The 12,151-nt window shown below is 43.2% G+C and carries 13 protein-coding genes; all 13 read left to right on the top strand.

What is annotated here, in order from left to right; genetic code table 11:
• Window positions 1-216 precede the first annotated feature (216 nt).
• The 13 genes from V7201_RS20240 (at window position 217) to lysS (ending at window position 11,730) form a co-directional block, all read left to right on the top strand.
• Entirely contained in the window at window positions 217-999 is a 783-nt protein-coding gene (locus V7201_RS20240; RefSeq protein ID WP_335378577.1) for a type III pantothenate kinase, read from the top strand.
• A gap of 30 nt (window positions 1,000-1,029) precedes the next feature.
• Window positions 1,030-1,908, top strand: a complete 879-nt coding sequence (hslO, locus tag V7201_RS20235) for an Hsp33 family molecular chaperone HslO (protein WP_335378576.1) — start codon at window positions 1,030-1,032, stop codon at window positions 1,906-1,908.
• A gap of 21 nt (window positions 1,909-1,929) precedes the next feature.
• Window positions 1,930-2,814: a peptidyl-prolyl cis-trans isomerase gene (locus tag V7201_RS20230; RefSeq protein ID WP_335378575.1), complete on the top strand. Its 885-nt coding sequence runs from the start codon at window positions 1,930-1,932 to the stop codon at window positions 2,812-2,814.
• Between the two features lie 265 nt (window positions 2,815-3,079).
• Entirely contained in the window at window positions 3,080-4,006 is a 927-nt protein-coding gene (gene cysK, locus V7201_RS20225) for a cysteine synthase A (protein ID WP_335378574.1), read from the top strand.
• Between the two features lie 215 nt (window positions 4,007-4,221).
• Window positions 4,222-5,622, top strand: a complete 1,401-nt coding sequence (locus V7201_RS20220) for an anthranilate synthase component I family protein (protein WP_438825087.1) — start codon at window positions 4,222-4,224, stop codon at window positions 5,620-5,622.
• Entirely contained in the window at window positions 5,619-6,212 is a 594-nt protein-coding gene (gene pabA, locus V7201_RS20215; protein ID WP_335378573.1) for an aminodeoxychorismate/anthranilate synthase component II, read from the top strand. The genes V7201_RS20220 and pabA overlap by 4 nt, the downstream gene beginning before the upstream one ends.
• Window positions 6,212-7,087 (top strand): aminodeoxychorismate lyase, encoded by an 876-nt coding sequence (pabC, locus tag V7201_RS20210; protein ID WP_335378572.1) that lies wholly within the window; start codon window positions 6,212-6,214, stop codon window positions 7,085-7,087. Before pabA ends, pabC begins: the two co-directional genes overlap by 1 nt.
• A complete protein-coding gene (folP, locus tag V7201_RS20205; protein WP_335378571.1) occupies window positions 7,080-7,925 on the top strand; it encodes a dihydropteroate synthase in 846 nt (281 codons plus the stop codon). The genes pabC and folP overlap by 8 nt, the downstream gene beginning before the upstream one ends.
• Window positions 7,918-8,277 (top strand): dihydroneopterin aldolase, encoded by a 360-nt coding sequence (folB, locus tag V7201_RS20200; protein ID WP_335378570.1) that lies wholly within the window; start codon window positions 7,918-7,920, stop codon window positions 8,275-8,277. The genes folP and folB overlap by 8 nt, the downstream gene beginning before the upstream one ends.
• A gap of 2 nt (window positions 8,278-8,279) precedes the next feature.
• A complete protein-coding gene (folK, locus tag V7201_RS20195; RefSeq protein WP_335378569.1) occupies window positions 8,280-8,807 on the top strand; it encodes a 2-amino-4-hydroxy-6-hydroxymethyldihydropteridine diphosphokinase in 528 nt (175 codons plus the stop codon).
• Entirely contained in the window at window positions 8,759-8,962 is a 204-nt protein-coding gene (locus tag V7201_RS20190) for a helix-turn-helix domain-containing protein (protein WP_335378568.1), read from the top strand. The genes folK and V7201_RS20190 overlap by 49 nt, the downstream gene beginning before the upstream one ends.
• Before the next feature lie 41 nt (window positions 8,963-9,003).
• Entirely contained in the window at window positions 9,004-10,008 is a 1,005-nt protein-coding gene (gene dusB / locus V7201_RS20185) for a tRNA dihydrouridine synthase DusB (protein ID WP_335378567.1), read from the top strand.
• A 237-nt stretch (window positions 10,009-10,245) separates the two neighbouring features.
• Complete coding sequence (gene lysS, locus V7201_RS20180; RefSeq protein WP_335378566.1) at window positions 10,246-11,730, top strand: lysine--tRNA ligase; 1,485 nt, start codon at window positions 10,246-10,248, stop codon at window positions 11,728-11,730.
• The last annotated feature ends 421 nt before the right edge of the window (window positions 11,731-12,151 follow it).

Genomic DNA, 12,151 nt, shown 5'->3' with positions numbered 1-12,151 from the left:
AAAATCAACAGCCTAGTTTTCAGAGCCTTTTAATAAATCAAGATATGTAAAAGCTAAACATTATTTTTAAACCTGTTGATTGGAGCGGAAATCAACAGTTCAGGTTAAAAAGGCCAAAAACAATGTCAGTTTACTTTATTTAGTTGTTTTTTGTTGATTATGTTATGATATTTTCAGTATGGATTCAGATAAACTATTAATAAGTTGGTGAATAGCTTGATTTTTGTTTTTGATGTCGGAAATACAAATATCGTGTTAGGTGTATATGATCAGGAAGAGTTAAAACACCATTGGAGAATAGAAACGAACCGCCACAGAACAGAAGATGAATTTGGCATGATCGTCAAAAATCTTTTCGACCATGTTCAGCTTTCTTTTTCGGATATAGATGGAATTATCATTTCTTCAGTTGTTCCGCCAATCATGTTCTCACTTGAGAGAATGTGCCAAAAGTACTTCCATATCAAGCCTTTAGTTGTCGGCCCTGGCATAAAAACAGGTCTCGACATAAAATATGAAAACCCGCGTGAAGTGGGAGCTGACCGGATTGTCAATGCTGTTGCCGCCATCCATGAATATGGAAGTCCGTTGATTATTGTTGATTTTGGCACAGCGACAACTTACTGTTACATCAATGAACATAATCAATATATGGGCGGTGCGATTGCTCCCGGTATCGGCATTTCAACAGAGGCGCTATACTCGAGAGCCGCAAAGCTGCCGCGAATTGAAATCAGCAGACCTGATGATGTCATCGGCAAAAACACAGTTTCAGCTATGCAGGCTGGCATTCTCTATGGATATGTTGGTCAGGTAGAGGGAATAGTTAAACGGATGAAGGACAAAAGCGCAGTCCTGCCTAAAGTAGTCGCTACGGGCGGCCTGGCGAACCTGATTGCCCAGGAATCAAATGTGATTGAAATCGTGGATCCATTTTTAACTTTAAAGGGATTGCAGCTAATTTATAAACGCAATATGGAAAACCCAAAAACCATTTAAATGAGTATACAGCATGAAGGGAGTAGAAAAATGAGCGATTATTTAGTAAAGGCTCTTGCTTTTGACGGGCAAATTAGAGCATATGCAGTTAAAAGCACGGACACAGTTGGGGAGGCACAGCGCCGCCACTATACATGGCCAGTTGCATCAGCGGCACTTGGACGTACGATGACTGCAGGTCTCATGATGGGCGCAATGCTCAAGGGTGATGATAAATTAACCATTAAGATTGCTGGTGGAGGACCTCTGGGACCGATCCTTGTTGATAGTAATGCACGCGGGGAAGTTAGAGGGTATGTGACAAATCCACATGTCCACTTTGATTTGAATGAGCATGGAAAGCTTGATGTAAGAAGAGGTGTCGGCACTGACGGGACCCTCTCGGTTGTAAAAGATATCGGGATGCGTGATTATTTTACTGGACAGGTACCCTTGGTTTCCGGTGAGTTAGGAGAGGATTTCACTTATTATTTCGTGACATCTGAGCAAGTACCTTCTTCCGTTGGCGTCGGAGTTCTAGTCAATCCTGACAATACTATAAAAGCGGCTGGCGGGTTTATCATTCAATTGATGCCTGGTACAAGTGATGAGACCATTACGTATATCGAAAACAGATTAAAGGAAATTCCTCCAGTTTCAAAATTGATTGATAAGGGATTATCCCCTGAGGAATTGCTAGAAGAACTATTAGGAAAAGAAAATGTTAAGGTGCTTGAAACATCTCCTGTGTCATTTGAGTGCAACTGTTCTAAAGAGCGTTTCCATAATGCGTTGATCAGTCTTGGATCTGAAGAACTCAGGGACATGATCGAAACAGACGGACAGGCGGAAGCACACTGCCATTTCTGTAATGAAAAATACCTATATACAAAAGAAGAGTTGGAAGAGATGGAGAAAGAAGCAAAATAAGCAAGTTCTGGGGGAAGAGAATTGGAGAAAAAGCAGCTTTGGTATGTCATTGCCGGGTTAGCCATGTTGAACGTTATTACTCTCGTGCTGCTGCTGTTCAAGCCCGCCTTCCTGGAAGGGAATAAAGAGACGGTTGCGGAGATTGGCAATAAGACGATTTCCCGGCAAGATTGGCTTACTGAACTAGAAGAAAGATATGGGGAAGAAACGCTAAGGGATCTTGTGGATCAGGAAGTCGTCCTGCAAATGGCTGATGATTACAAGATTAAGGTCTCTGACAAGGCGATCGAGCGGGAACTGAATATATACAAAGCGATGTACTCTTCAGCAGAAAATGAACCAAAGAGCGAAGATAAATGGAAGCAGCAAATTAAATACAGTCTCTTGCTGGAAGAGCTTTTAACAAAGGATGTAAAAGTATCTGAAGAAGATATGAAGGCATTCTATGAACAAAATAAAAGCCTGTTTGATCTTCCTGCATCCTATCATGTTTCACAAATCGTAGTAGAAACGAAAAAAGAAGCAGATGCGGCAGTGAAGGAATTAAAGGATGGCTCCAGCTTTGATGTGCTTGCAATGGAGCGGTCCATTGATGAGTTTTCCGCAAACCAGGGCGGCGATATCGGTTTTATCAATGAAGAGGATGAACGAGTTGATCCTCAAGTCGTAGAAGCAGCCAAAATGCTGAAACCGAAAAAGTGGACAGGCCCGGTGAAGCTTGAAAATGGCTACGCAATTGTTTATCTTCACGAGAAACTTGAAGGAAAAAAATACGACTTCAAGGAAGTGAAGAATCAAATCCGCAGGCAGATGGCACTTGAACAAATGGATATCCCTGTCTCGGCAAGGGCTTTTTGGAATGAAGCGGAAGTAAGCTGGTTTTATGGTGACAGTGAGAAGAAATAAGATGAAGGGCACTGGTTTTATGGACCGGTGCTTTTCTTTTAAGATAAGCAAATACTAAACTTCACTTCGAGAAATGTCCAGCTCCTGCGCTTTTCTTTTGGAATGGTTTAGAGCGATTTGAAATAGGATAGTTTAAAAAGGATGGGCAGAGGACTGATTTTGTTTTTTGTCGAAGCAAACTGTTTGACATAGGCCTAAAGAGTTGGTAAATTTTAATAAAACCAATTAATATAGTCGGATTAAAGTAAAAAAAGGGGTGGGTAAAATGGTACGCATTGCAAATTCGATAACAGAGCTTGTCGGCCAAACACCAATTGTGAAATTAAACAGACTTGTTGATGATCAAAGCGCCGATGTTTACTTGAAGTTAGAATATATGAATCCTGGGAGCAGTGTAAAAGACCGTATCGCTCTTGCGATGATTGAGGATGCTGAAGCGAAGGGCTTGCTGAAGCAAGGAGATACAATCATCGAACCTACCAGCGGGAATACAGGAATCGGCCTGGCGATGGTGGCTGCGGCGAAAGGTTATAAAGCGATTCTTGTCATGCCGGAAACGATGAGCATGGAACGCAGGAATTTGCTTCGCGCGTATGGAGCCGAACTTGTATTGACTCCTGGTCCAGAAGGTATGGGCGGTGCGATCCGAAAAGCAGAGGAATTGTCTAAGGAACATGGCTATTACGTTCCACAGCAATTTGAAAATGCTGCAAATCCTTCCATTCATGAAAGTACAACTGGACCTGAGATTGTGGAGCAGATGGGTGACCAGCTCGATGCTTTCATTTCAGGAATTGGAACAGGCGGGACGATTACCGGTGCAGGAAAAGTTCTTCGTGAAAAATACAAGGATATTAAAATCATCGCGGTTGAGCCTGCTGACTCACCGGTTTTATCAGGCGGAAAACCCGGACCTCATAAAATACAAGGAATTGGTGCAGGCTTCATTCCAGATGTCCTTGACACAACTGTTTACGATGAAATCATAAAAGTAGAGAATGAGCAGGCATTCGAATATGCCCGCCGCGCGGCAAAGGAAGAAGGAGTCCTGGGCGGAATATCCTCTGGAGCAGCCATTTATGCAGCTTTAGAAACAGCGAAAAAGCTTGGCAAGGGCAAGAAAGTACTCGCAATCATCCCAAGCAATGGCGAGCGCTACCTGAGCACACCGCTTTATCAATTCGAAGAATAAATTGTTTTTAAAAGAGGCAGGCATAAAAGCTTGTCTCTTTTTTATGTATTGATGGGTAAAGCTATTAGTAAAAATGAATAGTTATTTAATGCTGAATGACTCCATATAATTAGGCGATTTCGTGTAAAAATCCCTTCAATTTTTATCATTAAAAAATGAAAGCGGGCTCTCCATCATGTATGATGGAAAAAGAGAAAAAAATAGGAGTGAAGAGCTTGCCGCGCTATAGCATTCAATCATTAACAATTCCGTATACAGCTTCACGTTTTTTTCATCAATATGATTATATTGCAAAGCAATACAAAGAGCATATTATCCTGGAAAGCGGAAGGGGCGGCCGTTATAGCATCGCTGCCTTCGATCCGAAGATTATTTTTTCGGGGAAAAATAATAGATTGACGGTCATAAAGGATGGAGCTTCAGTTGAGCTTGAGGGAAATCCTCTTGAATTAATGAAGATTCAAATGGAAGAATATCAGGTTCCTGAACCAGATGGCCTTCCGGATTTTCAGGGTGGAGCGATTGGCTACCTTAGCTATGACTATGCCCGTTATATTGAAAAATTACCGTCATTGGCCAAGGACGATTCGGGGATTCCTGAAGTGTATTTTCAGCTTTTCCATGAGTGGTTCGTGTTTGATCAGCAGACTGAGCAGCTTTGGCTGATGGTACTTGCTGAAGCTGGTTTGGAGGAACAGGCAGAGGACAAGCTATCTGAATGGAAGCGGAGATGGGAAGCAGAGCTCCCTGCACTTGCAGAACCGGTATATAAGCCTGTTGACGGCATCTTGGAAGTTTCGATGGATGAGGCTGAATTCATAGAGGCGGTTGAGAGAGTCCAGCAGTATATCTCGCAGGGGGATGTCTTCCAGGTGAATCTGTCAGTAAGGCAATCAAAGCCGATTAAAATGGAAGCAATGGAGGTTTACAGGCAGCTGCGCATCCTGAATCCTTCGCCGTATATGGGGTATCTTCATACGCCAGATTTTCAGCTCGTAAGCGGTTCGCCTGAACTTTTAGCAAAAATAAAAGGGCCGGAAGTCAGCACAAGACCGATTGCTGGTACAAGATCAAGAGGCAGGACGGATGAAGAGGATCTTCAGCTTGCCAATGAATTGATCAACAATGAAAAAGAGCGTGCTGAACATGTCATGCTTGTGGACCTGGAGCGGAATGACCTTGGCAGGGTATGCAAGTATGGGACCGTTGAAGTCAATGAATTCATGGCGATTGAAAAGTACTCCCATGTTATGCACATCGTTTCGAATGTGAGAGGAGAACTTGCTGAAGGAGAAGACTGGTTTGGCGTCGTCAATGCGGTATTCCCAGGCGGGACAATTACCGGGGCTCCAAAGGTGCGGACGATGGAAATCATTGAGGAACTTGAGCCGGTTAGACGCGGACCATATACGGGATCGCTTGGCTGGGTCGGTTTTAACGGCAATATGGAATTGAACATCATCATCAGGACGATGCTTGTCAAGGATGGAAAGGCCCATGTCCAGGCGGGTGCTGGTGTCGTAATTGACTCCATCCCAGCAAATGAGTATAAGGAATCCTTAAAGAAAGCCATCGCGCTTTGGAAGGCGAAAGAGCTCGCGGAGGGTGAAGCATGATTTTAATGATCGATAATTATGATTCGTTCACATACAATCTTGTTCAATATTTAGGTGAGATGGGCGAGGAGCTGATGGTCATCCGCAATGACCAGACTTCGATTAAAGGGATTGAGGAATTGAATCCTCAGTTTCTGATGATCTCACCGGGGCCGTGCAGCCCTAATGAGGCGGGCATCAGTCTTGAAGCGATTGAAAATTTTGCTGGCAAGACGCCGATTTTCGGTGTATGCCTAGGCCATCAATCGATTGCTCAGGTATTTGGCGGTGATGTTGTCCGTGCGGAAAGGCTTATGCATGGGAAAACTTCCATGGTTCATCATGATGGCAAGACGATTTTTGCTGGACTGGAAAACCCTTTCCCTGCAGCAAGGTACCATTCACTGATTGTAAAAAAAGACAGCCTTCCTGATTGCCTTGAAGTATCGGCGTGGACAGAGGAAGGCGAAATCATGGCCATCCGCCATAAAACACTTCCGGTAGAGGGAGTCCAGTTCCATCCTGAGTCCATTTTGACTACATCAGGAAAGCAACTGCTAAGGAATTTCATTACGATTTACAAATCAGCACAAATGGAAGTCAAATTGTAATGTATGTCTATATCAATGGGCAATATGCCAAAAAGGAAGAAGTCATGATTTCTCCTTTTGACCATGGATTTTTATACGGCCTTGGAGTCTTTGAAACCTTTCGCATCTACAATGGCCACCCGTTTTTACTGGATGACCATCTCGAGCGGCTGAATGCAGGCATGAAGATGCTTAATATCGATGCAGCATTTAACCGTAGGGAAGTTGTTAACATCATAAATGAACTTTTAGCCAAAAATGGTTACAGCCACGCTTATATCCGTTTTAATGTATCTGCAGGCAACGGAGAGTTCGGTTTACAGACAGAGAGCTACTCTGAGCCAAATGTCATTATGTTTTCAAAACCTCTTTCTCCTCCAAATGGGATGACAGAGAAAAAGGCAGTGATTTTAGAAATAAAACGGAACACTCCCGAGGGCGGGGAGAGACTTAAATCCCATCATTATCTGAACAATGTGCTTGCAAAGCGCGAAATTGGCAGCGCCCCTGATATGGAAGGTATTTTTCTGACGCAAGATGGCTTTTTGTCAGAGGGGATTGTTTCGAATGTATTTTGGTACAACGATGGCATCCTGTTCACTCCGGCCATTGAGACAGGCATTTTAAACGGAATCACCCGCAGGTTCGTCATTGCGCTGGCCCGTGAGGTGGGACTCACTGTTCGTGAAGGCTTTTCCAAACAGGAAGAAGCAGAAAACGCCGAGGAAATGTTTTTAACAAATTCAATCCAGGAAATTGTCCCTGTTACCCGTTTTTCCGGAACGGATTATCCGGGAAGAGAAGGGAACATTGTGAAAATCCTATATAAATACTATGAAGCTCATCGCGAAACACTTTGGAGCAGAACACAGTTGGGAGGGATCGTGAATGATTAAAGAGCAATCAACATTGATAAAAGCAGGACAATATACACTAGATTATGCCAATAAGACGCTAATCATGGGAATCCTGAACGTGACTCCGGATTCTTTTTCAGACGGCGGCAAGTATAACCACCTAGAAAATGCCGTACAGCATGCACAACAGATGATTGAAGACGGAGCGGATCTCTTAGATATCGGCGGCGAATCAACAAGACCTGGATACGAACGAATTTCGGATGCGGAGGAGATATCGAGGGTAGTGCCTGCGATTGAAGCAATCACAAATGAACTGCATATCCCTATCTCTATTGATACGTATAAATCAGAGGTTGCTAAAAAAGCAGTTGATGCTGGAGCAGTTATCATCAATGATATTTGGGGAGCGAAGGCTGACCCGGAAATAGCCGATGTAGCTGCTGAAACTGGCGTGCCGATCATTTTGATGCATAACAGGAAGGACCGGGATTATTCGGATTTTATCAGAGATGTTTTGAATGACTTGTACGAAAGCATCACGATTGCCAAAAAAGCCGGTGTGAAGGATGATCAAATCATCCTGGATCCTGGAATCGGATTTGCGAAGGACCTGGCGGAAAACCTTGAAATGATGCGCCATCTTGATACGCTCGTTTCACTCGGTTATCCTGTGCTGCTCGGAACTTCGAAAAAATCGATGATCGGTGGAGTGCTCGATCTTCCCGTTTCAGAAAGAATCGAAGGTACAGGAGCAACGGTTTGCTTCGGAATCCAGCAGGGCTGCCAGATCATAAGGATTCACGATGTGAAGGAAATGTCCCGCACGGCCAAAATGATGGATGCTCTAATGGGGAAGGGTGATTTCAATGGATAAGATTCATGTAAACCAAATGGAGTTTTACGGCTACCATGGTGTTTTTCCAGAGGAAACAAAATTGGGCCAGCGTTTTGGCGTTGATTTAACAGTGGAGATGGACCTGTCGAAAGCCGGGAAGAGTGATAATCTTGAGGATTCTGTCAATTATGGCGAGCTCTATCAGGTATGCAAGGGTATTGTTGAAGGTGAACCATATAAATTAGTCGAAGCAGTTGCTGAAAAAATCGCCAGTGCGATTCTTGATCGCTTTTCGGCCGTTGAAGCTTGCCATGTTAAGGTAATCAAACCGGACCCGCCGATTCCTGGCCATTATAAATCAGTTGCAGTTGAAATCACAAGGAGCAGATAAGAGTGGAAAATCAGGCGTATATAGCATTGGGATCCAATATGGGTGACCGGTATGAATATCTGAAAAAAGCAATTCTCCTCCTTGAAGGCCACGAAGAAATCTCAGTGGTAAATACTTCTTCCATATATGAAACGGATCCAGTGGGTTTCAAGGACCAGGATCAATTTTTAAATATGACAGTCAAAGTTTCTACCAACTTACATCCGTATGAGCTGCTGGATGTATGCTTGAAAATAGAAGAAAAACTTGGCAGGAAAAGGGAAATCCGTTGGGGTCCACGAACATTGGACCTTGACATTTTGCTGTATAATCAAGAAAATATTGAAACAGAGAAGCTTACAATTCCGCACCCTCGGATGGACGAACGCGCGTTTGTAATCCTTCCTTTGATAGAAATGAACCCAAACATCATGCTTCCCACAATGGAGAAGCCTCTGGAAACCTGTTTACAAAGTATACCTGATAAAGAAGGAGTACGAATATGGAAGCAGAAAAGTGGGGAAGACGTATTCGCGCTTATCGAAAACTGAAGGGTTTTACGCAAGAAAGCTTCGCAAAAGAGCTGGGGATATCAGTTTCGATCATAGGTGAAATCGAACGAGGCAACAGGATGCCTGATGACAGCTTGATCGGTAAAATAGCAGAATTCCTTGATGTCACTCTAGATGAATTAAGCCCGCAGTAATGTTTATATAAATTATTTATGGTGTTTTAAGGAGAGGTACCATGCTTAAGATTGGCGATATTGAAATGAAGAACCAGGTCGTCCTTGCACCAATGGCTGGCGTAAGCAACTCTGCTTTCCGCCTTACAGTCAAAGAATTTGGCGCTGGATTGGTATGTGCCGAAATGGTTAGTGATAAAGGAATCGTTTCAAAAAATGATAGAACATTGGATATGTTATATATAGATGAGCGTGAGAAGCCTCTTAGCCTTCAGATTTTCGGCGGTGAGAAGGATACACTTGTCCAGGCGGCGCAATACGTGGATAAGAATACAAATGCGGATATCATTGATATCAACATGGGCTGTCCTGTTCCGAAAATCACTAAGTGTGACGCAGGCGCTAAATGGCTGCTCGACCCTAACAAGATTTATGAAATGGTATCTGCTGTAGTGGATGCTGTTGAAAAACCAGTTACCGTTAAGATGCGTATGGGCTGGGATGAGGATCACATTTTTGCGATCCAGAATGCTCAGGCAGTTGAACGTGCTGGTGGTAAAGCGGTAGCTCTTCACGGACGTACAAGGGTTCAAATGTATGAAGGACATGCAAACTGGGATATCATTCGTGATGTAAAGCAGGCAGTGAACATTCCTGTTATCGGCAACGGTGATGTTCAAACACCTCAGGATGCGAAAAGAATGCTTGATGAAACAGGAGTAGACGGCGTCATGATCGGCCGCGCGGCACTCGGAAATCCATGGATGATTTACCGTACCGTTAAATTCCTGGAAACAGGCGAATTGATGGGTGAGCCAACTGCTCGCGAGAAAATCGATGTCAGCATCCTTCACCTTTACCGCTTGATTGCGTTGAAGAATGAACATATCGCTGTTCGTGAAATGCGCAAGCACGCTGCCTGGTACTTAAAAGGCATTCGCGGCAACGGTACAGTCCGCAACCAGGTCAATGAATGCAATACGAGAGATGAGCTTGCTCGCTTGCTGACAAACTTTGCTGACGAAGTAGAAGCTGCCAGCGAGGAAAATGCTCACCAGGTTGGATAAAAATTGACATTCACTATCACTTTTCCTATAATACCTTTATTAATGCAACTGCCAGTGGATAAGACTGGCAGTTTTTATTCTATTTAGCACATTTTTTATCATTCCTATGGAAAACTGCAGGGATTTTGAGATTTTTAATGTCTGAATCGGATAGTTTGTGTAAAATAATAAAAGTATCCATTCAAACTTCCTTAGGATTACATAATAAATTTATTTATATATTGGAGTGAAAGAGACATGAGTCATGAAGAATTGAATGACCAGCTCAGAGTCAGAAGAGATAAGATGAACTCATTGCGTGAAAAGGGCATGGATCCATTCGGAAAACGCTTCGAGCGTTCGCACCTGACTGACCAGCTTATCAGCGAGTTTGGGGAATTGGAAAAAGAAGAAATCGAAGCTAAGAATGTTTCTGTAAAAATTGCTGGACGGATCATGACTAAGCGCGGCAAAGGAAAAGCGGGCTTCGCTCATTTACAGGACCTTACTGGCCAAATCCAGATTTACGTTCGCCAGGATGCAGTAGGCGAAGAGCAATACGAGATTTTTGACACAGCAGACCTAGGTGACATTGTCGGTGTTGAAGGAACGTTATTTAAGACAAAGGTTGGCGAGCTTTCTATTAAAGCTGCAAACTTTATCTTCTTGTCAAAGGCGCTTCGTCCTCTTCCGGAAAAATTCCACGGACTTAAGGACGTAGAGCAGCGCTACCGTCAGCGCTACCTTGACCTGATCACAAGCAATGACAGCAAAACGACTTTCATCAACCGCAGCCGCATCATCCAATCAATGCGCCGTTATTTAGATGGACAAGGTTATCTTGAAGTTGAAACGCCTCTCATGCATTCAATTGCCGGCGGAGCTTCTGCACGTCCATTCGTCACTCACCATAACGCACTGGATATGCAGCTTTACATGCGTATCGCAATCGAACTTCACCTGAAGCGCCTGATTGTCGGCGGCCTTGAGAAGGTCTACGAAATCGGCCGCGTATTCAGGAACGAAGGAATTTCGACACGACACAACCCTGAATTCACTATGCTTGAGCTTTATGAAGCTTACGCTGACTGGCGTGATATCATGTCCCTTACTGAGAACATGGTTGCCCATATTGCACAGGATGTACTAGGAACAACCACCATCCAATATGGCGAATATGAAATCGACCTTAAACCGGAGTGGAAGAGACTTCATATGGTCGATGCAATCAAAGAACATACAGGAGTAGACTTCTGGAACCAGATGAGCACAGAAGAAGCTCGCGCACTTGCGAAAGAACACGGAGTAGAAGTGACTGAGCATATGCTATATGGTCATATTGTAAATGAGTTCTTCGAGCAAAAAGTAGAAGAGCACCTGATTCAGCCTACATTCATTTACGGCCATCCAGTAGAAATTTCTCCTTTGGCAAAAAAGAATGACGAAGATCCACGTTTCACTGACCGCTTTGAATTATTCATCGTGGCAAGGGAACATGCGAACGCATTTACTGAGCTGAATGATCCAATCGATCAAAGAGAACGTTTTGAAGCACAGCTAAAAGAAAAAGAACAAGGTAACGATGAAGCTCATGAAATGGATGATGATTTCATCGAAGCATTAGAATATGGGATGCCTCCTACAGGAGGACTTGGAATTGGTATTGACCGTTTGGTTATGCTATTGACTAATTCTCCTTCTATTAGAGACGTACTGTTATTCCCATTAATGCGCCACCGTTAATAGAGATTAAAAGGCAAAGCGGCCCTGGCTGTTTTGCCTTTTGTTATTTTGGGGAGGGCGGTTGTCCGGCAATTTTAAAATAAGATAGACTTTGTTCACTATCACATATCTTTTTATTACAATAGTGCAGAAGCCAAAAAGTTAGCGGCGTAAGAAATAGATTAGCCCGAAGACTTGATGATTAAAGTGAATAGATTTGAACACATTAATATGAATAATCTTTCTTTTGTTTTGTAAATAAAAAACGAAAAAACATATTGCCATCGGTTTATAAAGATGCTATATTTATATCTGTTGCTACGAGCTACTTAGCCAGCAACAAACAAAACGAAAAAAACTTATTGACATCGGGTTTTAAACCTGATAATATATAAGAGTTGCTTCTAACGGAGCAACGAAAAATAACTTGTTCTTTGAAAAC

The sequence above is a fragment of the Bacillus sp. JJ1122 genome (assembly GCF_036964885.1).
GTDB lineage: Bacteria > Bacillota > Bacilli > Bacillales > Cytobacillaceae > Mesobacillus.
Note: the sequence above shows the minus strand (reverse complement) of the source record. Positions and strands in the feature narration are given on the sequence as shown.

Bases quoted from the DNA above. Each gene is read 5' to 3' on its own strand.
- hslO (WP_335378576.1), top strand. From the start codon at position 1,030: ATGAGCGATTATTTAGTAAAGGCTCTTGCTTTTGACGGGCAAATTAGA.
- cysK (WP_335378574.1), top strand. From the start codon at position 3,080: ATGGTACGCATTGCAAATTCGATAACAGAGCTTGTCGGCCAAACACCA.
- pabA (WP_335378573.1), top strand. From the start codon at position 5,619: ATGATTTTAATGATCGATAATTATGATTCGTTCACATACAATCTTGTT.
- pabC (WP_335378572.1), top strand. From the start codon at position 6,212: ATGTATGTCTATATCAATGGGCAATATGCCAAAAAGGAAGAAGTCATG.
- folP (WP_335378571.1), top strand. From the start codon at position 7,080: ATGATTAAAGAGCAATCAACATTGATAAAAGCAGGACAATATACACTA.
- folB (WP_335378570.1), top strand. From the start codon at position 7,918: ATGGATAAGATTCATGTAAACCAAATGGAGTTTTACGGCTACCATGGT.
- V7201_RS20190 (WP_335378568.1), top strand. From the start codon at position 8,759: ATGGAAGCAGAAAAGTGGGGAAGACGTATTCGCGCTTATCGAAAACTG.
- dusB (WP_335378567.1), top strand. From the start codon at position 9,004: ATGCTTAAGATTGGCGATATTGAAATGAAGAACCAGGTCGTCCTTGCA.
- lysS (WP_335378566.1), top strand. From the start codon at position 10,246: ATGAGTCATGAAGAATTGAATGACCAGCTCAGAGTCAGAAGAGATAAG.